The 24302-nt window shown below is 62.7% G+C and carries 21 protein-coding genes; 3 read left to right on the top strand and 18 right to left on the bottom strand.

The features are described from left to right. Window positions 1–82 precede the first annotated feature (82 nt). Genes HCI85_RS06440 through HCI85_RS06415 form a run of 6 tightly spaced genes read right to left on the bottom strand, consistent with a single transcriptional unit; the run spans window position 83 to window position 4306 of the window. A complete protein-coding gene (locus HCI85_RS06440; RefSeq protein WP_167143210.1) occupies window positions 83–1753 on the bottom strand; it encodes an acyl-CoA synthetase family protein in 1671 nt (556 codons plus the stop codon). Continuing rightward, window positions 1750–2295, bottom strand: coding sequence for a COG4648 family protein (locus HCI85_RS06435; protein WP_167143207.1), 546 nt, complete (start codon window positions 2293–2295; stop codon window positions 1750–1752). The genes HCI85_RS06440 and HCI85_RS06435 overlap by 4 nt, the downstream gene beginning before the upstream one ends. Further along, entirely contained in the window at window positions 2295–2555 is a 261-nt protein-coding gene (locus HCI85_RS06430) for an acyl carrier protein (RefSeq protein WP_090249899.1), read from the bottom strand. Before HCI85_RS06430 ends, HCI85_RS06435 begins: the two co-directional genes overlap by 1 nt. Before the next feature lie 11 nt (window positions 2556–2566). Then, on the bottom strand, window positions 2567–2827 hold the full coding sequence (locus HCI85_RS06425) for a phosphopantetheine-binding protein (RefSeq protein WP_090249897.1): 261 nt from the start codon (window positions 2825–2827) through the stop codon (window positions 2567–2569). Continuing rightward, entirely contained in the window at window positions 2802–3617 is an 816-nt protein-coding gene (locus HCI85_RS06420; protein ID WP_167143205.1) for a lysophospholipid acyltransferase family protein, read from the bottom strand. Before HCI85_RS06420 ends, HCI85_RS06425 begins: the two co-directional genes overlap by 26 nt. After that, window positions 3590–4306 (bottom strand): beta-ketoacyl synthase chain length factor, encoded by a 717-nt coding sequence (locus tag HCI85_RS06415; protein WP_167143202.1) that lies wholly within the window; start codon window positions 4304–4306, stop codon window positions 3590–3592. Before HCI85_RS06415 ends, HCI85_RS06420 begins: the two co-directional genes overlap by 28 nt. 227 nt (window positions 4307–4533) lie before the next feature. Here HCI85_RS06415 and HCI85_RS06410 point away from each other — a divergent pair, with 227 nt between their 5' ends. After that, on the top strand, window positions 4534–5307 hold the full coding sequence (locus HCI85_RS06410) for a ParA family protein (RefSeq protein ID WP_090249893.1): 774 nt from the start codon (window positions 4534–4536) through the stop codon (window positions 5305–5307). A 58-nt stretch (window positions 5308–5365) separates the two neighbouring features. On the opposite strand, the gene HCI85_RS06405 is transcribed toward HCI85_RS06410, so the two are convergent. The 5 genes from HCI85_RS06405 to HCI85_RS06385 form a co-directional block, all read right to left on the bottom strand. Then, window positions 5366–6166, bottom strand: a complete 801-nt coding sequence (locus HCI85_RS06405; RefSeq protein ID WP_160085728.1) for a universal stress protein — start codon at window positions 6164–6166, stop codon at window positions 5366–5368. A gap of 88 nt (window positions 6167–6254) precedes the next feature. Continuing rightward, on the bottom strand, window positions 6255–6698 hold the full coding sequence (locus HCI85_RS06400; RefSeq protein WP_167143199.1) for a YiiD C-terminal domain-containing protein: 444 nt from the start codon (window positions 6696–6698) through the stop codon (window positions 6255–6257). A gap of 94 nt (window positions 6699–6792) precedes the next feature. After that, on the bottom strand, window positions 6793–7227 hold the full coding sequence (gene trxC, locus HCI85_RS06395) for a thioredoxin TrxC (RefSeq protein ID WP_090249885.1): 435 nt from the start codon (window positions 7225–7227) through the stop codon (window positions 6793–6795). Window positions 7228–7287: 60 nt separating this feature from the next. Beyond that, on the bottom strand, window positions 7288–8565 hold the full coding sequence (locus HCI85_RS06390) for a bifunctional O-acetylhomoserine aminocarboxypropyltransferase/cysteine synthase (protein ID WP_167143196.1): 1278 nt from the start codon (window positions 8563–8565) through the stop codon (window positions 7288–7290). 123 nt (window positions 8566–8688) lie between these two features. After that, a complete protein-coding gene (locus tag HCI85_RS06385) occupies window positions 8689–10485 on the bottom strand; it encodes an SLC13 family permease (RefSeq protein WP_167143193.1) in 1797 nt (598 codons plus the stop codon). A gap of 243 nt (window positions 10486–10728) precedes the next feature. On the opposite strand from HCI85_RS06385, the gene HCI85_RS06380 reads away from it, so the two are divergent. Then, complete coding sequence (locus tag HCI85_RS06380) at window positions 10729–11424, top strand: aspartate/glutamate racemase family protein (RefSeq protein WP_167143190.1); 696 nt, start codon at window positions 10729–10731, stop codon at window positions 11422–11424. Window positions 11425–11431: 7 nt separating this feature from the next. Here HCI85_RS06380 and selO read toward each other — a convergent pair whose 3' ends face one another. From selO to HCI85_RS06355, 5 genes are all read right to left on the bottom strand, one after another. Beyond that, window positions 11432–12892 (bottom strand): protein adenylyltransferase SelO, encoded by a 1461-nt coding sequence (selO, locus tag HCI85_RS06375; protein WP_167143187.1) that lies wholly within the window; start codon window positions 12890–12892, stop codon window positions 11432–11434. Window positions 12893–12967: 75 nt separating this feature from the next. After that, complete coding sequence (mscK, locus tag HCI85_RS06370; protein WP_167143183.1) at window positions 12968–16327, bottom strand: mechanosensitive channel MscK; 3360 nt, start codon at window positions 16325–16327, stop codon at window positions 12968–12970. A gap of 144 nt (window positions 16328–16471) precedes the next feature. After that, entirely contained in the window at window positions 16472–18217 is a 1746-nt protein-coding gene (locus HCI85_RS06365; protein ID WP_160090030.1) for a potassium/proton antiporter, read from the bottom strand. Between the two features lie 140 nt (window positions 18218–18357). After that, window positions 18358–20160, bottom strand: a complete 1803-nt coding sequence (locus tag HCI85_RS06360; protein WP_167143180.1) for an acyl-CoA dehydrogenase — start codon at window positions 20158–20160, stop codon at window positions 18358–18360. Window positions 20161–20357: 197 nt separating this feature from the next. Beyond that, window positions 20358–21401 (bottom strand): NAD(P)H-dependent flavin oxidoreductase, encoded by a 1044-nt coding sequence (locus HCI85_RS06355; RefSeq protein ID WP_167143177.1) that lies wholly within the window; start codon window positions 21399–21401, stop codon window positions 20358–20360. A 96-nt stretch (window positions 21402–21497) separates the two neighbouring features. On the opposite strand from HCI85_RS06355, the gene HCI85_RS06350 reads away from it, so the two are divergent. Further along, window positions 21498–22346 carry a 23S rRNA (adenine(2030)-N(6))-methyltransferase RlmJ gene (locus HCI85_RS06350; RefSeq protein WP_167143174.1) on the top strand — a complete coding sequence of 283 codons (849 nt, stop codon included), beginning with the start codon at window positions 21498–21500 and terminating at the stop codon, window positions 22344–22346. Here the strand turns inward: HCI85_RS06350 and HCI85_RS06345 are convergent. Continuing rightward, on the bottom strand, window positions 22343–23599 hold the full coding sequence (locus HCI85_RS06345) for an HD-GYP domain-containing protein (RefSeq protein ID WP_090249860.1): 1257 nt from the start codon (window positions 23597–23599) through the stop codon (window positions 22343–22345). The genes HCI85_RS06350 and HCI85_RS06345 overlap by 4 nt on opposite strands. 82 nt (window positions 23600–23681) lie before the next feature. Next, window positions 23682–24245 (bottom strand): PadR family transcriptional regulator, encoded by a 564-nt coding sequence (locus HCI85_RS06340; RefSeq protein WP_167143171.1) that lies wholly within the window; start codon window positions 24243–24245, stop codon window positions 23682–23684. Window positions 24246–24302 lie beyond the last annotated feature (57 nt).

Raw genomic sequence — 24302 nt, 5'->3', positions numbered from 1 at the left:
CTCATTTAGCGCTTGTAAACTCCGCTTCTTCGCCTGCTCTTGCCTTGCGCTGGCTGCCTCGCCAACGCTTTCCAGGGGTTCTTTAGACACTGGCGGCCCCCAGCAGAATCCGTCCGGAGGAACAGGCGGCCTCGCCGTTGCGGAAGGCGAAGTACAGCTTGCCGCGCGCGGCGTCGAAACGCAGGCTCAGCTGTAAGCGATCTCCCGGGCGCACCAGTTGCTGAAATTTCAGCACTTCCATGCCGCTGAAGCGTGGTGGCAGGTCCTTGATCAACTGACGCGCCAGTTGCTGCGCCCAATCGACTTGCACCACGCCTGGCAGTACTGGCGTTTTCGGGAAGTGACCGCTGAAGTGCGCCAGGTCCAGCGGCACCACCAGCTCCAATTGCCATTCACCGTCCTGCTCCACGGCCGACAGTGGTTCCACCTGGGTTGGCCGTGGCTCGGCCAGCATTGCTTCGACGGTGGCCTGGGCCAGCTTGCCCTGACTGTTATAGGGCAGCTGCGCGAGCAGGCGCCAACGGCGGGGCAGGGCGATGGCTTCGCAATGACCGGCCAGGTGGCGACGCAGGGTTTCGGTGACGGTCTTGCGCCCTTCATTGCGCAGCGCATGCAGGCCGGCTGGGCTCAAGGCTACTAGGGCGCCGAGGTAGGCACGGCCTTCCTGCAATACGCCGAGGCGCGCATCGCTGAGCCATGCGTGGCTGCTCAGTGCCTGTTCGAGCATGGGCAGGGAGATACGCTTTTCTTCCAGTTTGATAATCCGATCCAGGCGGCCGCGCAGGGCAAAGCGGCCATCGGCCTGCAGTTCCACCGCATCGGCGGTCTGCTCGCGGTGGCCGGCAGGCAAATACGGCGAGGTCAGGTGCAGCGCACCTTCGGCGTTTTGTCCCAATTCGATGCCGGCAAACGGCGTCCACAGTTCGCCGCCCTGACGCCAGGCGATACCGCCGGTTTCCGAGCTGCCGTAGATTTCCGTGGGCCATTGGCCAAGCAGCGTGTGCAACTCGGTGGCGGTTTCACTTGGCAGCGCGCCGCCTGAGGAAAACACTTGGCACACCGCACTCAGGGCTTCCCAGTCCAGGTTGTCGCCCATACGTTTCAACAATGCCGGGCTGGCCACCCAGGCGAAAGCAGTGCCGGTTGCCAGGCTTTCGCGCTGCAAGTCTTCGGGGAACGGCTGGGCGCGGCGCAGGAATACGCGGCCGGCGCAGAGTGGCCACAACACGCGAAACAGCAGGCCGTAGATATGCTGAGTGGCGACGCTGCCGAGAATGGTCGCCTGGCCCAGTTGCGCGCCCCACAGCTGTTCCAGGGCGGTCACTTCATTGGCCAGCTGGCGCAGGGATTTGTCGATCAGCTTGGCTTCGCCGCTGGAGCCGGAGGTGCACAGGGTCAGCTGACATTGGTCGAGATCGAGTGGCGCGGCCGGCAGGGTCGCACCGTCCTGGGTAAGCAGGTCGTCGAGGCTATTCAGCCATAGGTCGCACTGACTGGCCATGCGCTGGCGGGTTTGCGGCTGGGCATCAGCCGGCAGCAGTACGGCAATCCCGGCGCGCCAGGCGGCCAGCAGGGCGATGGCCAGTTCACCGGCATCGTCGAGGTACAGCGCCAGGCGTTTTACGCCACGGCCTTGCAGCTCAGCCGCCAATTGCAGGGCATGCTGGCGCAGCTGGGGGTGATCCAGGTCCGCGCTTACTGCGCGACCGGGGTGGGCGTCGAGCAGCAGGTGCTCGAGGGACAGCCAGTTCATTCATGTCTCCTAACACGCTGGCGCACCAGCCACTCACCCGCAAACAGCAGGCCCATCAGGCCGTAGGCAATCAGCCCGGTATACAGCGTCCACCAGCTCAGCGGTGCCCAGATATTCAGCGCCACCACCACCAGACCGTTGGCCAGGAAGAACCCGGCCCAGACCTGGGTAACAGTCCGCGTATAGCGCACGGCAACTTCCGGCAACTGCGGCTCGGTCAGGCGCGCCAGGCGCTCGATCAGCGGTGGGCCGAACTTCAGGCTAAGGCCGAACAGCGCCAGCAGCAGGCCGTTAAGCAGCACCGGGTACCAGCGCAGCAGCTCAGGCTCACCAGCCAGGCCCAGAAGCAGGCAAAAGCCCAGGGCCACCGCGGTCATCCAGCGGTTGCCCGGCTTGCCCCGTTGGCTGAGCGCGCGGGCCAGCCACAGGCCGCCAAGCAGCAGGGCGAACAGGCGTGGCGACAAGTGCTCCATGCCGTAGTACACGGCAAAGGGGTAGAGCAGTCCGGCCAGCAGCAGGAGCAGGCCAAATAGACGACTCATTATTCGCTGGCTGGAGCGTTAACCAGCTGCAGCACCGCCTCGACCACGTCACCGACCGTGCGCACCGCCTTGAACTCTTCGGCCGCAAGCTTCTTGCCGGTCTGGCGCTTGATGTGGTCGATCAGGTCCACGGCATCGATGCTATCGATCTCCAGGTCCTGATAGAGGTTGGCTTGCGGCGTAATACGTTCGGCGTCCAACTCGAACAGCTCGACCAGTGCGTCACGCAGGGTGTCGAAAATCTCTTCACGGGTTTGCATCGGCGGCTCCCTCAGGCGGTCTGTTGCGATGACACGAATGCCGCCAGGCTGGCTACGTTGGCAAAGTGCTTGCGGGTGTCTTTGGCTTCAGCGTCGATCTTGATGCCAAAGCGCTTCTGGATCGCCAGGCCGAGCTCCAGGGCGTCGACCGAGTCCAGGCCGAGGCCTTCACCGAACAGCGTCAGGTCGGCGGCAATGTCTTCGGCCGCCATGTCTTCAAGGCCCAGGGCATCGATAATCAGGTTCTTAATTTCCAGCTGTAAATCGCTCATCTTTGGCGAGCTCCTTCATAAAGTGTTGGTGCAGAAAATCGTTTAGTTTGCGCGAGGCTATCGGCGGCGCCCCCATGGCATTGAACTGCTGTGGGTCAATATCCTCGCCTACGCGTAGGCGAATGTGAAAACGGCGCGACGGAATGCTGTACCAGGGCTCGGCTTTGGTCAGTGTGGTGGGGCTTACGCTGATCACCACTGGGGTAACGATGCGTGCGCCACGAATCGCGATGGCCGCTGCACCACGGTGAAACTCCGGGGCTTGCCCCGGCGTGGTGCGCGTGCCTTCGGGGAATATCACCAGAGTCTGGCCGCTTTGCAGGGCGCCGGCGGCTTCGTCGAGCATGTCCATGCTGCCGCTGTTGCTGATGAAGTGGGCCGCGCGCAAGGGGCCGCGCATGCTCGGGTTGTCCCACAGGGTTTGTTTGACCACGCAGTTGGCATCACGAATAAAGGCGATCAGTACCACCACATCGATCAGCGAGGGGTGGTTGGCGATGACCATTTGTCCCGGTTGACCGAGGCGTTCGATGCCTTCGACTTCGTAGGTCAGTACGCCGCTGCGGTACATAAAGCGCACGAACAGGTAGAAGGTTTTGCTCACCACCGCGCGGGCGCGGGTGCGCCGGTTCAGGGCATCGCCTGGCAGCAGGGCCAGCAGGGGGAAGATCAGCACGCGCAGCAGCACACCGCCGATGCCGAACAGGCTGAAACTCAGGGCCGTGGCCACCAGCCGCCAGACATAGGGCGGGCTGTAACGGCTCAGGCCTTGTTGCGTGACCAGGTCCATTGTCGGCTCTTCCAGTGGTGCTGCAGGGTCGGCTGGTCGCTGCACAGGGCGCGGACCAGGTTGAGAGCGTGGGGCCATTCGCTGCCGGCGCCGTCGCCCCGGCTCAGGTGCAGCTGCCAGTCATCGCCCGGCGTCAGCAGCAGGCCAACGGCATAGGGGAACGGGACGTCGTCGATAAATGGCGCGTAAAGCTCGGGCGGAGTTTCTTCGGCAATCACTACTAGCACTGCTGGTGCGCCGTCGTGGAGCATGCCGCAGGCTTCCAATATGGCGTTTTCCAGGCCGTCGCCGGCGCCTGCAATGGCCGTCATTTCGCTGTGATCGCCGCGCTGTATCGACCATAGACCGATGATCGCGTTGTGCACCGAGAGGCTGAACTGGGTCGGCGACAGCGGCTCGTTGTGCGCCAGATCACTGAGAATGGTCAGAGTGCGCGGGGTTTCGCCATGCCGGCTGGCGAACACCATCGGTAATTGCGGGTGCGCTTCGGCCAGCGGCCAGGCAACGTGGAAGGCCATCCGCGCCAGGCGGCTCAGGCGGCGGCGCTGCATGGCCGGCAGCGCGCTGACATCCGGTTGCTGGCCCGCATCCACCAGGCGCGACGGTGCCTGATGCCAGGCGCACCAGTCAGCCGTGCTGTCCAGGCCAGGAGCCCAGGCACGCCATTGTTCGATCCTGAAATGTGTCACGCGGTGGGCATCCATGTCGGCTGCCGCCAGCCGCAACCAGCGGAGGGCTTGGCAGCAGGCATGGCGAAGTGCTGGCATTATCCAGACCGTACGGGCCGTGCGCAAATCTATGGCCTACTGTTCTGACCGGAGGCGGCGGGGTTTTGCCGAAAATCTCGCCCTTGTCACGTAGTTTGCATAGAATCCGGGACCATTTCGGGGTTTATGCGGGATTCAGGGGGTATTTCATGCGGCGCGTGATCTTCAATCAGAAGGGCGGTGTGGGGAAGTCCAGTATTGCCTGCAACCTGGCCGCGGTCAGTGCTTCCCAGGGCTATCGCACGCTGCTGATCGACCTGGACGCCCAGGCCAATTCGACCCATTACCTCACCGGCCTGACCGGTGAGGACATCCCCATGGGCATTGCCGAGTTCTTTAAAGGCACGCTGTCATCGGCGCCGTTCGGCAAGAAAGGCAGCGTGGATATCTACGAGACGCCGTTCGACAACCTGCATGTGGTCACCGCCACCGCCGAGTTGGCCGACCTGCAGCCGAAGCTTGAGCAGAAACACAAGATCAACAAGCTGCGCAAACTGCTCGAAGACCTCAGTGAAGACTACGAGCGCATCTACCTCGATACCCCACCTGCGCTGAATTTCTACACCGTCTCCGCGTTGATCGCCGCTGACCGCGTGTTGATTCCGTTTGACTGCGACAGCTTCTCGCGCCAGGCGCTGTATGGCCTGCTGCGCGAAATCGAAGAGCTTAAGGAAGACCACAACGAGGGCCTGGAAGTAGAAGGCATTGTGGTCAACCAGTTCCAGCCGCGCGCCAGCCTGCCGCAGCAGCTGCTCGATGAGCTGATTGCCGAGGGGCTGCCGGTGCTGCCGGTCAACCTGATGAGTTCGGTGAAGATGCGCGAATCGCACCAGGCCTGCACGCCGCTGATCTACCTGGACCGCAACCACAAGTTGACTCAGCAGTTTGTCGAGCTGCATGACCTGCTCAACAGTGCTGACTGAGTTGAGTCTGGATAACAAAAAAGCTGCCTAGGCAGCTTTTTTGTTGTGCGAAGAAAACCTACCTGACGACGTAGATGTCGCAGGGCGCCTTGTGCAGGAAGTGCTGCGCAAGGCTGCCGAGCAATGCTTGCGACAGTGCGCTGCGGCCGTGGCTGCCGAGTACCAGCAGTTCGGTGTTGGTGCTCTTCAGGCGTGCTTGCAGGCAGCGCAGGATGCCGCCTTGTTCCACCGAGTGGGTCAAGGTCGGGCCTTTCTCCGGTAGGTTCTGCGCTTCATCTTCCAGCAACTGGTTGATCAGGGCTTTTTGCGTGTTCAGTTGCGCTTCAACCTGCTTGGGCGTGCCCTTGTCTGGCTCGAAGACGTGCAGGGCGTGCAGTTCGGCCGTTTCCGGCAGCAGACGGTAGGCCTGGCCGAGGGCGCTGCAAGCGCAGAGTGAGAAATCGATGGCCGCCAGTGCACGCTGGTATGGCTTGAAATCATTACGCGCTACCAGCAGCAGTGGCACCGGGCAGTTGCGGGCAATGCGGTCGAGGCTGGTGCCGGAGAAGAAGTCGTGGCGCTGGTGATGGCCGCCGAGTACCAGCAAGTCGCAACCCAGCTCATTAAGCTGTTGCAGCACCACTTCCGACGGTTTGATGCCGGTGCGGATCAGCAGTTGGCTGCCGGGTGGAGCGTATTGGGTCAGGCTGCGGTCCAGCGCCTGCTTAGCCTGCTCATGTTCTTGGCTACTTTTGCTCGGGTCGAGCACATGCAGGATGGTCAGTTTGGCGTTGAATTGCTTGGCCAGCTGGGTGGCGCGGCACAGCGCCATGTCGGCGGTGTCGCGCAGGTCGTGGGCAATAAGGATGTGGCTGGGCATGGTCGGCGTTCTCCTGCCGATGCATGTCGGCACATTTATTGTGACCTCGAGTCATAGCTGGACTTTTGACCTAGGGCAAGGTCAGGTGTCAGCGTGCGCGCAATTGGTAAAGGCCGCGACTCTCGGCCACTACTTCACCACTCTCATCGGTTAGCTGCAACTGTAAAACATACTCGGCTTTGCCCAGTTCTGTTGCCTGTTTTTGCAGCTGCTGGATTTCCTCTGCTGCAAGGTGTGCCTCGACTCGAATATCGCCGGTTGACGGGCGGCGAAAGCGCAGGTTCATTTCCTTGATGATGGGGTAAAAGCGCTGGGCATCGAAGCTGGTGAGGAACAGCGCACCGCCGGGAATTTCTGCCAGGGTGAACAGCGCGCCGGCGTACATGCTGCCGATATGGTTCTGGTTACCCGCCAGCGGCATGCGCAGGCGCACGTGGCCGACTTCCAGCACTTCGGCCTTGAGCCCGCTGCGCTGGACAAAGGCAATCTGTTCTTCGGTGAGCTGGCGCACCAGTTCGATAGGCATCCTCATGCTTGGCTCCACAATTATTGTTGTGCAGCCAGCCTAAGGGTTGGTCGATGGCAGGGTAATGACCGCAAGGCTGCCGGTCGATTGACCAATTCGCTCAGATGCCCTGCTGACGCAACCAGCCGAGCAATTGCGGCAAGGGCAGCGCGCCACTCTGGCGAGCCACTTCGATGCCGCCCTTGAGCAGGATCAGCGTAGGGATCGAGCGAATGCCCATTTCAGCCGAGAGCTGAGGGTTGGCTTCGCTGTCCAGCTTGCTCAGGCGGCAGTGACCTTGCAGCTGCGCGGCGGCCTGCTCATAGATCGGAGCAAAGCTGCGGCAGGGGCCGCACCAACTGGCCCAGACATCAATCAGCAACGGCAGGTCGCCCTTGTTCTGCGCGTCGAAGTTGGCTTGGGTCAGTTCGAACGGTGTGCTAGGCAGCACCTCCGATTTGCAGCGGCCGCAGCGCGGCGCATCGCCCAAGCGCTCGGCGGGAATGCGATTGAGACCATTGCAGTGCGGGCAGGGGATCAGTAGAGGGTTGGACATGGGCGACTCCAGAGGCTGTTATCCCTTATCTGGAGTCGCTTATGCGGATATCAAGGGCGATCAGCCCGCCGCGGCGTCCAGCGCCTGGGCCAGGTCTGCGAGGATGTCGTCGCTGTGCTCGATACCGATCGACAGGCGCACCATGTCGCGCGGTACGCCGGCGCGCTCCAGCTCTTCATCATTCAGCTGGCGGTGAGTGGTCGAGGCAGGGTGGCAGGCCAACGATTTGGCATCGCCGATATTCACCAAACGCACCACTAACTGCAGCGCATCGATAAAGCGTGCGCCGGCAGCCTGGCCGCCCACAATGCCAAAGGACAGGATCGAAGCCGGTTTGCCGCCGCAGAAGCGCTGCGCCAGTGCGTGCTCGGGGTGATCGGGCAGGCCAGCGTATTTCACCCACGCCACCTGTGGATGATTTTGCAGGTAATGGGCGACCTTCAGCGCATTCTCGCAGTGGCGCTCCATGCGCAAGGCCAGGGTTTCCAGGCCTTGCAGAATCAGGAAGGCATTGAACGGCGACAGCGCTGCCCCGGTGTTGCGCAGCGGCACCACGCGGCAGCGGCCGATAAAGGCCGCCGGGCCGAAGGCTTCGGTGTAGGTCACGCCGTGATAGGAAGGATCCGGGGTGTTGAGCAACGGGAAGCGCGCCTTGTTGTCCGCCCAGGGGAACTTGCCGGAGTCGACGACGATGCCGCCGATGCTGGTGCCGTGGCCGCCGATGTACTTGGTCAGCGAGTGCACGACGATGTCAGCGCCATGCTCGAACGGGCGGCAGAGAATCGGCGTGGCTACGGTGTTGTCGACGATCAGCGGCACGCCATGGCGGTGCGCAGCGGCGGCCAGTGCGGCCAGATCGACGATATTGCCGGCCGGGTTGCCGATGGACTCGCAGAATACGGCTTTGGTTTTGTCGTCGATCAGCGCTTCGAGGGCGGCGATGTCGTCATGGGCAGCAAAGCGGGTCTGGATGCCGAAGCGCGGCAGGGTGTGGGCCAGCAGGTTGTAGGTGCCGCCGTAGAGTTTGGCCACCGAGACGATATTGTCGCCAACCTCGGCCACGGTCTGGATCGCGTAGGTGATGGCGGCCATGCCCGAGGCCACGGCCAGTGCGCCGACGCCGCCTTCCAGCGCAGCCACGCGTTCTTCGAGCACGGCGTTGGTCGGGTTCATGATCCGCGAATAGATATTGCCGGCGACCTTCAGGTCGAACAGGTCGGCACCGTGCTGGGTGTCGTCGAAGGCAAAGGAGCTGGTTTGGTAGATCGGCACCGCCACGGCCTTGGTGGTCGGATCAGGGCTGTAGCCGGCGTGGATGGCCAGGGTTTCCAATTTCATGCGCGCGTTCCTTCAGGGCAGTTTGAAAGACCCGCAGCATGGCCAAAGCAAGAAGGCCCGGTCAATGCGCTGGAGCAATGAATCGGGCCTTGAGTTAGATCGATGTGTTCGCCGCTTATGCCGTCAAACCGGCGTCAGCGGGAAGAACCAGGGGATTACAAAACTGGCCACAACCCACAGCAGCAGATTGAGTGGAATGCCGACCTTCATAAAGTCGGTAAAGCGGTAGCCGCCGGCGTTGTAGACGAAGGTGTTGGTCTGATAGCCGATGGGCGTGGCGAAGCTGGCGCTGGCGGCGAACATTACTGCGACCACAAAGGCGCGCGGGTCGACGCCCAGGTGCTGGGCCATGCCGATGGCAATCGGCGTGACCAGTACCGCCACCGCGTTGTTTGACAGCACTTCGGTGAGGATCGAGGTGAACAGGTAGATAAACGACAGCATCAGCAGCGGGCCGGCCCAGGGCATTAGGCCCATGACATTGCTGACCATCAGGCTGACCAGACCGACCTTGTCCATGGCGATACTGATGGCCAGCATGCCGAAAATCAGGCTGAGAATTTTCCAGTCTACTGCCTTGTAGGCGTCTTCCACGTCCAGGCAGCGGGTCGCCAGTACGGTCACCGCTCCGATGATCGCCAGGCCCTCGATGGGCATTACGCCAAACGCGGCGAGGATCATCACCGCCAGGGTGGCGATGATCGCAATTGGTGCCTTGTCGCGGCGGAACGCACGCTCCTGCACGGCGTTGAGGCTGATCAGCTCGCCGTTGTCGGCGAAACGCTTGATCTGCGTCGGCGTACCTTCCACCAGCATCACGTCGCCGAACTGCAGTTCGAAGTCATCCAGGTTGCCCTGGATGTTCTCATCCTGACGGTGCACGGCGAGTACGGCGATGCCATAGCGTGCGGTGAGGTCGAGGTCGCGCATCGGCCGGTGGCTGTAGCGCGAGTTACGCCCGACGATGGCCTCGGCGAGGATCACGTCATGGCTGCTGATGGTTTCGAAGGCATCGCTGCGGTTGAAAATCAGGTGGCCACTTTCGCGCAGCTCCACCACATCCTTGACCTGGCCGTGCAGCACCAGTTGATCGCCCGCCACCAGCAGGGTGTCGTGGGCCGGCTCGGTGAGTTCCTGCTCGTCGCGGAAAATCTTCAGCACCTGCAAGCCGCTGCCGCCATTGAGGTTGGCTTCGTGCAGGGTTTTGCCGATCACCGGAGAATTCTGCGGCACCAGCAGCTCGGTCATAAAGGTGCGGTCGAGGTTCGGGCGCAGCTGCTTGGACAGGGTTTCGCGCTCAGGCAATAGGCGATGGCCGATGGTCAGCAGGTAGGCCATGCCGAAGGCGGCCATGATCAGGCCTGCGCCGGTAATCTCGAAGATGCCGAAGGGCTCCAGGCCCGCCTTGCGCGCCACGCCGTCAACCAGAATATTGGTCGAGGTGCCGATCATGGTCAGGGTGCCGCCGAGGATGGTGGCGTAGGACAGCGGAATCAGCAGTTTCGACGGCAAGGTGCCGGCGCGGCGGGCCAGGGAAATCGCCACCGGTGTGAGAATGGCCACCACCGGGGTGTTGTTCAGGCAGGCGGAAATCACCAGGGCGGTGACGGTCAGCCCGGTGAGTACGCGAATCGGGCTGGTACCGACCAGGTCGCCCAGCCAGTTGCCCAGGGCGTCGATGCAGCCGGTGCGCTCCAGCGCAGCGGAGAGCACGAACATGCAGGCGATGGTCACCGGCGCCGAGTTGCTCAGCACGCTGAGCACTTCCGCAGGCGTCAGCAGCTGAGTGATCAGCAGCGCCGCCACGGCGATGGCAGCGACGATGTCCGGGCTCCACTTCTCACGCACAAAGGCGTACAGCACCCAGATCAGCAGGGCGCCGACAAACAGCAAGGGCAGAGGAAGAGAGTCCCAGAACATGAACATCCTTAGCGTAAGCGGACGAGTCTCGTGTGAGGTATCGGGTGCGCGATGCAGACGTGGCGGCCACGCAAGGCGGAGAAGATAAGGGTTGCTGCTTAGAGAGTCTAAGAATGTTTGGGAAGGTTTATATGCCTTTTCGATTTAATAGATAAGGCTGTACCGGCCGCTCTACCGCGCACTGTGCCTGTGCGTTGGGCCGGTGGCGGATTAGGCTCAAGGCTTTTGTGAGCAGGAGGGCATATGCGCCAACTAGGTATTCTCGGTGGCATGAGTTGGGAGTCAACGGCCAGCTATTACCGCTTGCTCAACCAGGGCGTGCGCGAGCGCCTCGGTGGTTTGCATTCGGCGCCCTTGCTGCTGCATTCAGTGGACTTTGCCGAGATTGCCGAGCTGCAGCGGTGTGGCGACTGGCAGGCGGCTGGGCAGGTGCTGGCGCAGGCGGCTGAGGGGCTTGAGCAGGCGGGGGCCACGGCCCTGTTGCTGGCCACCAACACCATGCACAAGGTGGCGCCGGCTATTGAGGCGGCGGTGCAGATACCTCTGCTGCATATTGGTGATGCGGTTGGCCAGGCGCTGCAACGCCAGGGTGTGCGCCGCGCGGCTTTGCTCGGCACGCGTTTCACCATGCAGGAGGATTTCTACCGCCAGCGCCTGGCCGAGCGCTTTGCGATTGAGGTGATTACGCCGGACGCGGCGCAGATGACGGAAATCGACCGGGTGATCTTTGCCGAGCTGTGCCAGGGCCAGTTTCTGCCGCAGGCGCGGGCGTTCTATCTGGACTGCTTGCGCACGCTGCAAACCCAGGGCGCCGAGGTGGCCATCCTCGGCTGCACCGAGATCGGTTTGCTGCTCGATGGCCTGGATGCGCCGTTGCCGTTGCTCGACAGCACTGAGTTGCATGTGGCCATGGGGCTGGAGTGGATGCTGGGGGCTTGAGCGCTGCTCAAGACGAGCAGCTGATTTCCAGGTGCTTGCCCCACTCCGGTGGACGCTGGGCGTAGCGTTCGAAGCCGGGCTGCTCGTCGAAGGGGCGCGACAGCACCTGATGCAGTTCGCGCACCGGGGCGTAGTCGCCCTGTTCGGCGGCCTCGATCACCTGCTGCGCCAGGTAGTTGCGCAAGATGTACTTGGGGTTGGCCGTGTGCATGCGCATGCGGCGTTGCTCCGTGTCGTCGCCATCGCGTGCACTGCGCGCGAGGTAGTCAGCGGCCCAGGCGTCGAAACCAGCCAGGTCGGTGAAATCGTCGCGCAGACGCGCTACGGCTTGCGCGGCCGGGCTGTCGCCGAGTTCGCGGAAGAACAGGGTGTAATCCACCGCGCTGCTCTGCATCAGTTGCAGCAGGCGCTGCACCAGGGTTTCGTCGCCCTCATCGGCACTGAGCAGGCCCAGGCGCTTGCGCATCAGGTCGAGGTAATGCGCCTGGTACAACGGCAGGAACAGACCGAGGGTTTCCCGTAGCGCGTCGACATCGACCAGCGGCACCAGGGCCTGGCCGAGGGCGGCGAGGTTCCACTGGGCAATGGGCACCTGATTGCTGAACGAGTAACGGCCGCTGTCATCGGAATGGTTGCAGATGTGCTGGGCATCGAAATCATCGAGAAAGGCGTAGGGACCGTAATCGAAGGTGATGCCGAGGATCGACATGTTGTCGGTGTTCATCACCCCGTGACAGAAACCGTAGGCCTGCCAGTAGGCGATCATCGTGGCGTTGCGTTCGATGACTTCGCGGAACATTGCCAGATACGGCTGCTCCTGCTGCAAACAGTCGGCGTAGTGGCAGTGCAGCACATGTTCGACCAGCTGTTTGAGTTGCTCATGTTGCTGGGTGTAATAGAAGTACTCGAAGTGACCGAAGCGGATATGGCTGGGCGCCAGGCGCAGTACCATCGCCGCGCGTTCTTGTTTCTCGCGCCACACCGGGGTGCTGGAGCCGGTCACGCACAGCGCCCGCGAGCTGGGGATGCCGAGGGCGTGCAGGTGTTCACTGGCGAGAAACTCGCGGATCGATGAACGCAGCACCGCGCGGCCGTCGCCCATGCGCGAGTAGGGCGTTTGCCCGGCGCCTTTGAGGTGCAGATCCCAGTACTCGCCGGCGTCGTTGATGACCTCGCCCAGCAGCAGGCCACGGCCATCGCCCAGGCGCGGGTTGTAGCCGCCGAACTGATGCCCGGAATAGACCATGGCGCGTGGCTCGGCGGTGCTCCACAGCTTGTGCCCGGCGAAGATCTGCGCAAACACCTCGCTCTCGGCTTCACTCGGGTCCAGATCAAGCAGGGCCATGGCGGCCGGGCTGGCAACGATCAGGCGCGGCTCGGCAATCGGCTCGGGCAGTACGTGGGTGGAAAATACGTCGCCGAGGCGGGCAAAACGGTTGTCGAACTGCAGCTCGATTAGCGGCTTCACGGTCAGGCTCCAGCCGGGCACATACGGCCCGGCAGTGATGAGGTGGCAGCCCGCGCTGGCGGGCCTGGCGGCAAGCTACTGCGGGTCGATTGCAGGTGGCGGTGGTGGTAATTGTCCCTGCTGCGCATCGGCTGCCGCCGTGGCGGCCACCATTTGTCCGGTGGTCAGGTTGAGTTCCTGGCCGTGCAGGTTCTTGATCATCACCTCGACCTGGTTGAAGGCCATTTCCACGTTGTGCTCACGGAAGCTCAGGGCAATGCGCGTGAGGATTTCATCGGTGGCGGCGTTGCGGTCGCCCAGCTCGCGCACATGGAAGCGCAGCTCGTAGTCGAAGGTGCTGGCGCTGATGGTCAGGAAGAACAGCAGCGGTGCTGGGTCGCGCAGTACCCGCGGGTTTTCCTCGGCGGCCTGCATCATCAGCTTGCGCGCCAGCGGCAGGTCGGTTTCGTAGGCTACGCCGATCTTCACGATGACCCGGGTAACCGTGTCGTTGAGCGACCAGTTGATCAGCTGGTCGGTGACGAAGGTCTTGTTCGGCACGATGATTTCTTTGCGGTCGAAATCGGTGATGGTGGTGGCGCGAATGCGGATCTTGCTCACGGTGCCGGACAGGTTGCCGATGGTCACCACGTCGCCGATACGCACCGGGCGTTCGAACAGGATGATCAGGCCGGAAATAAAGTTGGCGAAGATCTCCTGCAAGCCGAAGCCCAGGCCCACCGACAGGGCGGCGACCAGCCATTGCAACTTGTCCCAGCTGACGCCGAGGGTCGACAGGGTGGTAACAAAGCCGATGGCTACGATCAGGTAGGACAGCAGGGTGGTGGTGGCGTAGGCGCTGCCCTGAGCCAGGTTCAGCCTGGAGAGCACCAGTACTTCGAGCAGGCCGGGCAGGTTGCGCCCCAGGGCGATGGTGATGCCGACGATGATCAGTGCGCCGAGCACATCGCTGAGGCTGATCGGCACCAGAGTGGCGGCATCACCGCTGCCGCTGCTGTATTGGTAGAGGGCGATATTGTCGAGGTAGGCAAACACCGAGATCAGGTCCGCCCAGACCCAGTACAAGCCCGCGATAAAGGTGCCGAGCAGGGCCAGGCGAATTAGGCGCAGCGACTGCTGGTTGACCTGTTCGATATCCAGAGTCGGTTCTTCGACCACGGTTTCCGTGCCTTCGCCGCTGTCCTTGCTCTGTGCCTGGCGTTTGGCCGTGGCGCGCTGGTACGCCAGGCGACGTGCTGCCACGCCCAGGCCGCGCACGAAGGTGGCCTCGATGACCAGCCAGATCACCAGCAGATACAGGGTGTTGATCAGACGGTCACTGAGTTTCAGTGCGGTGTAGTAATAGCCGAGGCCGACCGCGATGATCAGCGCCAATGGCAGAAGGCTTAAGCCGATGCCGATCAGCATGCGGAAGGCTGAGGCATGCTCGCGGGCCGGGCCGGTGAGTAGCAGTTTGTGCAGCAGCCAGACCATCAGTGCGTAGCAGGTCAGCACCACAGTCAGGCCGATCACGTCATCGCCCAGGCCGGCCGGTTGGTGCTTGGCCACCGTGACCACGGCGACCATGGCCATGACCACCAGACCCAGACGGCGTACCTGGCGATGCAGGAAGGCCACCTGTGAGCGGCCCCAGCGGAAGTGCAGCTCGGCCACGCCGCCATCGGCGAGGATGCGGTACAGGGTGTAGAACACCAGCCAGGCCTGGGCCATCTGGAACAGCGCCTCACCCAGGTTGGCGTTCTGTCCGCGGGCATCCATTTGCAGGGCAAAGCCGCACAGCGCCAGGAACAGCGTGCCGGGCAGGGCCAGCAATACGTTGAGCATGATCGCCATCGGCGTGTGCAACTGGCTGTCGCGTTTGAAGTGGCCGATGTCTTGATGCAGCTCGGCGAGCTTGCGGTACAGGTAGCCGCGGCGCCACAGCAACAGCGCAATCAGCAGCAGCAGGGGCAGGAACAACAGTGGCCGCTCGGTCAGGCCTGCACCCAGCTGACGCAGGTTGGAGCCCCAGGGCAGTTCGGCAATCTGCCGTTCGAGCAGGCGCGGCACGGACTTGATCCACTCCAGATCCAGCGGTTTGTTGCTGGGGATCCAGAACATCTGCTCGTCGAGGGTGGCGCGCAGGGTTTCGGCGGTGGTTTTCAGCTGCTTCTGATTCAGCTGCAGGGTGATCGACTCATTGAGCAGGGCGTTCAGTTCACGGTTAAGGCGGTCGATCAGCTCGCGGCGGGTATCGGCGATGGCCAGCAGGTCGGTGCGCAGGGCCTGGTTGCCGGCCTCGTTAGGCTGGGCGCTGAGCAGGTTGTCGACATACACGCTGGGGTTGTTGATGGCTTCGCGCTGCTGATTGAGCTCGAACTGGTACAGGCGCAGGTCGGCGATCTGATCGGGCAGGTTGCTGTCGATCTTCAGCGTCGGCAGGGCTTGCTGCTGCTTATAGAGGATGCGCGAGAGCAGCAGGCTGCCTTGCAGCACGCTGATCTGTTCTTCCAGGGCCTGGTCGCTCTGGCTCAGGCTGTCGAGTTGCTGTTTGGTCTGCAGATTCAGGCGGGTCAGTTCATTGAGCCGATCGGTGGCGCGCAGCAGGTAATCGGAGAGCTTCAGGTTGATTGCGCTTTCCTGTGCCAGCAGGCTGTCGGTGCCGGCCTTTTCGACCTCACGGGACTGTTCGGCGAGGGTCTGTTCGGAGAGGTCGCGGCGCTTTTCATTGATCAGGTTCTGCAGGTCGAGCAGTTCCTGTTCGAGGCGTTTGATGCGCTCTTCCAGCAGGCTGCGGCGGCTGTTACCGAGGTCCTGCAGCAGGCTGTTGCCGGCCAGTTCCTGGCGGCGCAGCTGTGTTTGCGCATCAAGCTTGGCCAGTTCGGCATTCAGCTGGTTACGCCGCTCGTTGCTCAGCGGTTTGCTGGCATCGCGGCCGCTTTTCAGGATGCTGTTGATTTCCTGGCTGCGGGTCTGGTTGCCGCTGATTTCTGCCTGGGCGCGTTCCGGGCGAGTCTGCGCGGTGATCACCAGGCTATTGGCCTCGATGATCTGCTTCTGCCACTCGTTGAGTTGTGCGTTGCGATCGGCGAGCAATTGCTCGAGCTGCGGCAGTGTGCTTTTGCCGTAGCGCAGATTGACCTGGGTGGGTGTGCTGTTTTTCAGTCGCTCGTAATCGCGCTGCGCCTCGCCAATCAGGCGTGGGGCTTGCTGCAGCTGTTTCTCAAGGTCGGCGCGGCGTTGCTCGCTGTCGGCTTTTTCATCCAGCAGCGCAAGGGTTTTCTCCAAGGTCTGCTTGACGGCCAGCTGCTCGGCTTCCGGCAGCTTGCGGTCGGCCAGGTTGTCCAGGCTGCTTTGTACGTCAGCCCTGCTGGGAGGCTCGGCGGCTTGTAGCAGCGTGGCGCTCAGGCACAGCCCGAGCAGTGCAACGGCAAGATAAGTGCGAAGAGAGGGCATAGTGACGATCGTTGGCTCGAAAAGAGGCTGAGTTTAACAGGCGCCTGGCTAAGCGCCTGTGCCGTATATAACGGCTCTTGGGCGCTAGATTACGCTCTTGTGCTGCGCTTTTTAACGCAACAGCGCTGGCGCGTAACCCGGCGCTTAAAGGAAGAGCCCAGGGCCTGGGCGACTGCCTTCGGGGAATCTGACGCCGACCTTGCGGATCTTGTTCCCTTCCATGGCGGCCACTGTCCAGGTCAGGCCTTGCCATTCCACCTGGTCGCCGATAACTGGCGAGCCGCCAATCTTGTGCGCGATAAAGCGGCCCAGGTGCAGCTGGCCTTCGGCGCCTTGCAGTTGCAGGCCGTAGAGTGCGGCGATGGCGGCCAGTTCGGCATCGCCTTCCAGTACGAAGTCGCCGAAGAAACGCAGATCCTGGCCGCGGGTGGGCGCCTGGCTGAACAGTTTGCCAAGGGCGGGCAGGTCATGTTCGTGGCCAACCACGCAGAGCAGGTCGCCGGCATCCAGAGTCGTGCTGCCGGAGGGGTGCAGCAGTTCCTTGCCGCGGAACAGCGCGGCGATACGCGTGCCTTCGGGCATCTTCAGTTCGCGCAAAGGCGCGCCGATGCACCATTTTTCCGCACCGAGGCGGTAGATAAACAGCTCCCACTGGCTGGTCGGATGCACGTCCAGGCCAGCGCGCGATACCGGTGCGGGCTCTGGTGGGACGGTCACGCGCAGCAACTTGGCGGCAAACGGCAGGCTGGTGCCCTGCAACAGCAGCGAAACCAGCACGATAAAGAACGCCACGTTGAAGAACAGCTGGGCATTCGGTAGGCCGGCCATAAGCGGGAACACCGCCAGGATAATGGGCACCGCGCCACGCAGACCGACCCAGGCGATAAAGGCGCGTTCGCGGTCATGGAAGGCCTTGAAGGGCAGCAGGCCGATAAAGATCGACAGTGGGCGGGCGAACAGAATCATCCACAGCGCCAGGCCCAGAGCCGGCAAGGCAATCGGCAGCAGCTCGTGCGGGGTGACCAGCAGACCGAGAACCAAGAACATACCGATCTGCGCCAGCCAGGTCAGGCCGTCGAGCATATGCAGGATGCCGTGGCGCGAGCGAATCGGCCGGTTGCCCAGCAGCAGGCCGCACAGGTAGATCGACAGAATGCCGCTGCCGCCGACGGCGGTGGTGATGGCGAAGATGATCAAACCGCCGCTGACCACCAGCAGCGGATACAGGCCGTTGGCCAGTTCCATGCGGTTGATCAGGTTGAGCAGCAGCCAGCCGCCACCGAGGCCGAACAGCGCGCCGATGCCGAACTGCTGCAGCAACTGCACCAGCAAGCCCCAGCTCAGGCCGTCCTGACCGCTGGCGAGCATGGCGATCAAGGTGACGGTGAGGAACACCGCCATCGGATCGTTGCTGCCGGATTCGATTTCCAGGGTAGCGCTGACCCGTTCGTTCAGGCCGCGCCCGCCGAGCAGGCTGAATACTGCAGCGGCATCGGTGGAGCCGACGATGGCGCCGATCAGCAGGCCTTCCATCCAGCTCAGATCGAACAGCCAGGCCGCTGCTACGCCGGTCAAACCCGCAGTGATCAATACACCAACGGTGGCCAATGAGAGGGACGGCCACAGGGCGACGCGAAAGCTGGAGACCCGCGTTCGCATGCCACCATCGAGCAAGATGATGGCTAACGCCAGGTTGCCGACCAGGTAGGCCAGTGGGTAGTTGTTGAAGACAATGCCGCCAGGGCCATCGGTGCCGGCGAGCATACCGACAGCGAGAAAGATCACCAGAATCGGGATGCCGAAGCGCGAGCCGAATGCACTGACCAGGATGCTCATTGCGACCAGAACGCCACCGATCAAAAACAGATTATTGATGGTGCTGGCATCCAAGGCGCGTACTCCGTGCGGGTTGGTGAGCGTGCCACTATGCATGGCGCGTGCCAGAGATTCTAACCGCTGCCCTCACACCGCGCTCAAAAAAAACGCCCCGCGTTCAGCGGGGCGTCAGTTTCAACAGCGCTTCGCTGGGTTCAGAACCAGGCGTCCTGCATGCCCAGGCAGGTGTCGTCGCGGGCTTCGAGAATCGCCAGGTCGTGGTGGCAGCTCGGCACTTCCCAGGTCAGGAAGTAACGCGCGGCCTGCAGCTTGCCCTGGTAGAAGTCGACATCGCTGGCATTGCCTTTCGCCAAGCCTTCCTCTGCGCGGATTGCCTGTTCCAGCCAGCGCCAGCCGATCACGGTATGGCCGAACACCTTCAGGTACAGCGCCGAGTTGGCCAGGCCTTCGTTGACCTTACCGCTCATCAGATCACCCAGCAGCGCCAGGGTCACGGTTTGCAGGCGTGCCAGCAGTTGCTCAAGAGGCTGGCGCAGGGCGGTCAGCGAGGCGTGGGCTTCGGCGCGCTGGCAGGTGCCGTGGATCAGCTTGAGCAATTGCTTGAGCGCCGCGCCGCCGTTCATCGAGACCTTGCGGCCGAGCAGGTCGAGGGACTGGATACCGTGGGTGCCTTCGTGGATCGGATTGAGTCGGTTGTCGCGGTAGTACTGCTCCACCGGGTAATCGCGGGTGTAGCCGTGACCGCCGAGAATCTGGATGGCCAGCTCGTTGGCTTTGAGGCAGAACTCCGACGGCCAGGATTTGACGATCGGGGTGAGCAAGTCGAGCAGCTCAAGGGCGATGCGCCGTTCTTCCTCGGTCTCCAGGGTCAGGGTGTCGTCGAACAGCCGCGCGGCGTAAAGACCGAGGTCGAAGGAACCTTCCACGTAGGCTTTCTGGGTCAGCAGCATGCGGCGCACGTCAGCGTGCTCGATGATCGCCACCTGGCTGGAGGTCGGGTCCTTGCCATCGGGCAAGCGGCCTTGCGGGCGCTGGCGGGCGTAGTCCAGCGAGTACAGGTAGCCCGCATAGCCGAGCATCACCGCGCCCATGCCGACGCCAATGCGCGCTTCGTTCATCATCTGGAACATGTAGCTCAGGCCATGGTGCGGTTTGCCCACCAGGTAGCCGACGCAGTCGCCGTTATCACCGAAGTTCAGCGCGGTGGAGGTGGTGCCGCGCCAGCCCATCTTGTGGAACAGCCCGGCCAGGACCACGTCGTTGCGCTTGCCCAGGCTGCCGTCATCATTGACCAGAAACTTCGGCACTATAAACAGGCTGATACCTTTTACGCCCGCCGGGGCATCCGGCAGCTTAGCCAGCACCATGTGCACGATGTTTTCTGACAGCGGATGGTCGCCGCCGGAGATAAAGATCTTGTTGCCCTTAAGCCGGTAGGTGCCGTCTTCGGCCGGTTCGGCGCGGGTGCGGATGTCCGACAGCGAGGAGCCGGCATGCGGCTCGGTCAGGGCCATGGTGCCGAAGAAGCGGCCGTCGATCATCGGCTGCAGAAAACGCTGCTTCTGCTCGGCCGTGCCGAAGTTCTCGATCAGGTTGGCCGCGCCCATGGTCAGGAACGGGTACGAGGTGGTCGCCGCGTTGGCCGACTGGAAGTGGGCGAAGCAGGCCTGCGACAGCAGGTTGGGCAGCTGCATGCCGCCGACGTCGAATTCGCGGGTGGCGTTGAGGAAGCCCGCTTCAAGGAAGGCATCCACCGCCGGTTTCACTTCAGGGATCAGCACCGCTGCGCCGTCGACGTACTCCGGCTCGTGCTCGTCATTTTTGCGGTTGTGCGGGGCGAACAGGTTTTCCGCGATGCTGCGGGCGGTGTCGATGGCCGCGTCAAAGGTTTCGCGGCTGTGTTCAGCGAAACGCTCACGCTGGGTCAGGCCTTCGGCGTCCAGCACTTCATACAGCTCAAAGGCCAGGTTGCGGGAACTGAGCAGAGACTCGGACATGGGTGTACCTCCGGTTGCGATGAGCCGAGTCTAAGCAGCTGCACGTGCGGCTCCCAGCACTATTAATAAGCGTGATAACGGGGCGTTGGGCCGGAGCGGTCGGGTAGGGTGGGTGACGCTTTATCCATCCAGCCGATCGCCAAGGTGGATGAAAAGATGTCATCCACCCCGATGGGGCTGTGCAGCAAAGGTCGTGCTTATTGGACAAAGCCCTGCGCCAGCTCGCGGGTTAGCTCAGCGGCGCCGATATTCTTGCAGCCGCTGACATTCTGCCCCGCCCAGAGCGGAGAGAAATCACCGCTGCCCAGGCTTTCAGCCTTGCTGCGCAACGGCGCAATGGCTGCCGTCGCCAGTGGGAAGGCCGGTGCCGTCGGGCTGATTGGGCCCAGCTCGCGCATCGCCCGGTTGACGATGCCACGCGCCGGGCGACCGCTGAACAGATTGGTCAGGGCCGTGTGCTGTGCTGCCGGGCTGTGCAGGGCGGCGCGGTGAATGGCGCTGGTGCTGGCTTCATCACAGCATAGGTACGCGGTGCCGATCTGCACCCCCGCCGCGCCTAGGGCCATGGCGGCGCGCACGCCTTGGGCATCGGCGATGCCGCCAGCGGCAATCACCGGCAAGCGCACGGCCTGGACGATCTGCGGCAGCAGGGCGAAGGTGCCGAGCTGGCTGCTCAACTCATCGGTAAGGAACATGCCGCGATGGCCGCCGGCTTCCAGCCCCTGAGCGATGATCGTATCTGCGCCATTGGCTTCGAGCCACAACGCCTCTTCAACCGTAGTCGCCGAACTGAGCACCTTGGCCCCGCACGCTTTGACCCGTGCCAGCAGTTCAGCTGAAGGCAGGCCGAAGTGGAAACTCACCACGGCGGGTTTGAATTCATCCAGCAGATCAGCCATCTCGGTGCTGAACGGCAGGCGGCCGGGACCGCTGGCAATCGTCGCGGGATCAATGCCGAACTCGCGGTAGTACGGACTCAGCGTCTCACGCCAGGCGGCTTCGCGTGTGTCGTCGGCTGTTGGCGGGGTGTGGCAGAAGAAGTTCAGGTTATAGGACCTGCGCGTCTTCTCGCTGAGCGCCTGCAGCTCCTTGCGTAGGCCGGCCGCATCAAGCATGGCGCAGGGCAGCGAACCCAGCGCGCCGGCGTTGGATACGGCAGCGGCTAAACCATGCAGCTGCACGCCAGCCATGGGGGCCTGGATCAGCGGTAGCTCAATGCCCAATAGGTCTTGCAATGACATGTGGGTTCTCTTTTGCCGGATGGATCAGTGGCCACCGTACTGATCCATCCGGCGCCTGGCAAACTGGTAAACTGCCCGGCCACAGGAGTCCGCCCAATGAACTACCGCCACGCCTTCCATGCCGGCAACCATGCCGATGTGCTGAAACACTATGTCCTCACTCGCCTGATTGCCCTGCTGTCACGCAAGGAGGCGCCGTTCGCCTACCTCGACAGCCATGCGGGTATCGGTCTGTATGACCTGCGCGGTGATCAAGCCAGCCGCACGGGTGAGTGGCTGGAAGGCATCGCCCGGCTGTGGCAGGCCACCGATGTACCGGACCCGCTGCTGGATTATCTGGAAGTGATTCGGGCGATGAACCCGGATGGCGAGCTGCGTCATTACCCCGGCTCGCCGGAGCTGGCACGCCTGCTGACCCGCGAGCAAGATCGCTTGCACTTGAACGAGAAGCACCCGGAAGACGGTCGTCTACTCAAGGAAAACATGCACGGCGATCGCCGCGTGGCCGTGCACCTGGGTGAGGGTTGGTATGTGCCACGCGCCCTGCTGCCAACCCGCGAGAAGCGCGCCCTGCTGTTGATCGATCCGCCGTTCGAGCAGGTCGATGAGATGGAACGCTGCGCCCAATCCCTGAGCGAAGCCATCGGCCGTATGCGTCAGGCGGTGGTGGCGATCTGGTACCCGATCAAGGACCTGCGCCAGTTGCGGCGTTTCTACAGTGATCTGCAAAAGAGCAAGGCGCCCAAGCTGCTGCGCATCGAACTCTATGTACACCCCACTGACGAAGCGGCACGCTTGAATGGCTCCGGCCTGGTGATCAGCAACCCGCCATGGGGCTTGGAAGACGAACTCAAGCAGATCCTGCCATGGCTCGCTCAGCTGCTCGGGCAAAGCCAGGGCGGCTGGCGACTGGATTGGCTGATTGAGGAAGGCAGCGCGGGCTAGCGACCTTTGCTCGGTTCGACAAAGTAGCTCAGCTGCTGGCGTGGGTTGAGGTACTCCAGCGCTTCGCGCGGCAGCTGCGCCGGGCGCAGGCTGCTAGCGATGCCGAGGCGTGTTTCCTGTTCCAGGTCGATGATCAGCGCCTCGTTTTTGGGCACTTCGGCATCGTAGACCACCAGGGTCGGTTTCAGCGGCAGGCTTGGGTTCATCCCCAAGACCAGGCCGTATCGCTGGTCATCGAGCTGCACCAGGCAGCCCGGTGGATACACCCCCATGCAGCGGATAAAGGCTTTCAGCGCCACCGCGTCGAAGCGCGCATTGTATTGCTTGAACATCAGCGCCAGCGCTTCGTGCGGGCTCAGGCCATCACGCGGGTTGAGCGGGTTGCACAGGTTGTCGAACTGGTTGGTGATGCACACCAGACGGCTTAGTCGGCCGATGGCCGCTTCACGCAGCTGACGCGGGTAACCGCTGCCGTCGCAGTATTCATGGTGCTCGTTGATGACGCGCAGCACTTCATCATCCAGCATCAGCTTGTGGCCCATGCGCAGGCCAAATTCACAGTGCAGCTGCAGTAGCTGCTGTTCCGGACGGGTCAGCGGCTCACTTTTCAGCAGGACCTTGCTGGGCACTTCCAGTTTGCCGACATCGTGCAGCAGCGCCCCCATGCCGAGGACATGGCAGTCCTCGCTGTCCAGGCCGAGTTGGCGACCCAGCATCAGGCTCAGTACGGTGACGTTCAGGGAGTGCAGGTAATTGTCTTCGGCGGCCTTGCTATTGATGGTGTGCAGCACGGCGCCGCTGCCGCCGAGCAGCGTATCAACCATCGCGCCGACCACTTCGCCGGCCTGTTTGCAGGCTTCTTCAGGGCGGCTGCGCAGCGTCTGGTTGAGGGTTTTGACCTGTTGGCTGGCCTGAACGAATTTGCGGTCCACTTCGGCCAGGCGTTTGCGCAGGGCCTTGAGTTTTTCCGCACGGGCCAGGCTGGCCTGCTGCTGTGGCGAGGGCGGTGCTGCCGGTATTGGGGTGACGACCGTTGCTGTGGGTTCGGTCGCGCTCAGGGGCTCACAATCACTGCGCTCGGGGTCATAGCGCAGGCGTGTAACCCCCAAGGCGCGCAGGGCCTTGATCTGGTTTTCATCCTTGATCTTGAAGTTGCTGAAGGCAAAGTTGTGTTCCCACCAGGCCAGTTCAAGCTGGATATACAGGCCGACACACAGCTGGTCGGGGGATATGTAGGCTGAGGGTGCGGGCATGCGGGTGTCGAGGATGATGGCTAATGGCTTGCAGTCTAACGGTTTGCCTACCTCGTGGCAGTAGGCGACAGCGGCTTCTGCACTATTTACCGGGTGGCGTGCTGGCTGGCGTTGTGTCCTGCAGCGCGTGCTCGACTTCCTCTGCCCATTGCAGCCAGGACTGTTCACCCAGAATGCCGCGCCGCAGCGTGAGGTAAGGCATGCGCAGAGCGTGGCGCTGCTCGGCGGGTAAGCCGTGGTAGTCGCGCTCAATGCTCAGCAGGCTGTCCAGCGTTTTGCGGTGCACGGCGATATGCCGCTGCATTTCTTCACGCAGGTTGTCGGGTGAGGTGTGTGCGCCGGCATACAGCTTCACCAGCAGCGCATCGTTGATGGTATTCGGCTGCACTGGCTCGCCCAGCCAGCGCAGCAGTTCGGCATGGCCGGCTGGAGTCAGGCGGTAGTTCTTTTTGTCCGGACGGGTGTCTTGGGTTTGTGCTTCAAACGCCAGCCAGCCGGCTTCGCTGAGCTTTTTCAGCTCCAGGTACACCTGCTGGTGTTTGGCGTTCCAGAAGTAACCCAGGCCATCCTTGAAGCGCTTGAACAGGTCGTAACCGCTGCCGGGTTCGCTTTCGAGCAGGATCAAAATGGCGTGCTTGAGTGACATGGGCGGACTTTAACGGCTGCTGCCAGAGATGCGCCGCAGTATACGGGATATGCAAAA

The organism is Pseudomonas sp. OTU750018, assembly GCF_011636575.1.
In the GTDB taxonomy this organism is placed as follows: domain Bacteria; phylum Pseudomonadota; class Gammaproteobacteria; order Pseudomonadales; family Pseudomonadaceae; genus Aquipseudomonas; species Aquipseudomonas peli.
Note: the sequence above shows the minus strand (reverse complement) of the source record. Positions and strands in the feature narration are given on the sequence as shown.

Coding starts and splice junctions, on each gene's coding strand:
- HCI85_RS06440 (WP_167143210.1), bottom strand. CDS start 1,753: ATGAACTGGCTGTCCCTCGAGCACCTGCTGCTCGACGCCCACCCCGGT.
- HCI85_RS06435 (WP_167143207.1), bottom strand. CDS start 2,295: ATGAGTCGTCTATTTGGCCTGCTCCTGCTGCTGGCCGGACTGCTCTAC.
- HCI85_RS06430 (WP_090249899.1), bottom strand. CDS start 2,555: ATGCAAACCCGTGAAGAGATTTTCGACACCCTGCGTGACGCACTGGTC.
- HCI85_RS06425 (WP_090249897.1), bottom strand. CDS start 2,827: ATGAGCGATTTACAGCTGGAAATTAAGAACCTGATTATCGATGCCCTG.
- HCI85_RS06420 (WP_167143205.1), bottom strand. CDS start 3,617: ATGGACCTGGTCACGCAACAAGGCCTGAGCCGTTACAGCCCGCCCTAT.
- HCI85_RS06410 (WP_090249893.1), top strand. CDS start 4,534: ATGCGGCGCGTGATCTTCAATCAGAAGGGCGGTGTGGGGAAGTCCAGT.
- HCI85_RS06405 (WP_160085728.1), bottom strand. CDS start 6,166: ATGCCCAGCCACATCCTTATTGCCCACGACCTGCGCGACACCGCCGAC.
- HCI85_RS06400 (WP_167143199.1), bottom strand. CDS start 6,698: ATGAGGATGCCTATCGAACTGGTGCGCCAGCTCACCGAAGAACAGATT.
- trxC (WP_090249885.1), bottom strand. CDS start 7,227: ATGTCCAACCCTCTACTGATCCCCTGCCCGCACTGCAATGGTCTCAAT.
- HCI85_RS06390 (WP_167143196.1), bottom strand. CDS start 8,565: ATGAAATTGGAAACCCTGGCCATCCACGCCGGCTACAGCCCTGATCCG.
- HCI85_RS06385 (WP_167143193.1), bottom strand. CDS start 10,485: ATGTTCTGGGACTCTCTTCCTCTGCCCTTGCTGTTTGTCGGCGCCCTG.
- HCI85_RS06380 (WP_167143190.1), top strand. CDS start 10,729: ATGCGCCAACTAGGTATTCTCGGTGGCATGAGTTGGGAGTCAACGGCC.
- mscK (WP_167143183.1), bottom strand. CDS start 16,327: ATGCCCTCTCTTCGCACTTATCTTGCCGTTGCACTGCTCGGGCTGTGC.
- HCI85_RS06360 (WP_167143180.1), bottom strand. CDS start 20,160: ATGTCCGAGTCTCTGCTCAGTTCCCGCAACCTGGCCTTTGAGCTGTAT.
- HCI85_RS06355 (WP_167143177.1), bottom strand. CDS start 21,401: ATGTCATTGCAAGACCTATTGGGCATTGAGCTACCGCTGATCCAGGCC.
- HCI85_RS06350 (WP_167143174.1), top strand. CDS start 21,498: ATGAACTACCGCCACGCCTTCCATGCCGGCAACCATGCCGATGTGCTG.
- HCI85_RS06345 (WP_090249860.1), bottom strand. CDS start 23,599: ATGCCCGCACCCTCAGCCTACATATCCCCCGACCAGCTGTGTGTCGGC.
- HCI85_RS06340 (WP_167143171.1), bottom strand. CDS start 24,245: ATGTCACTCAAGCACGCCATTTTGATCCTGCTCGAAAGCGAACCCGGC.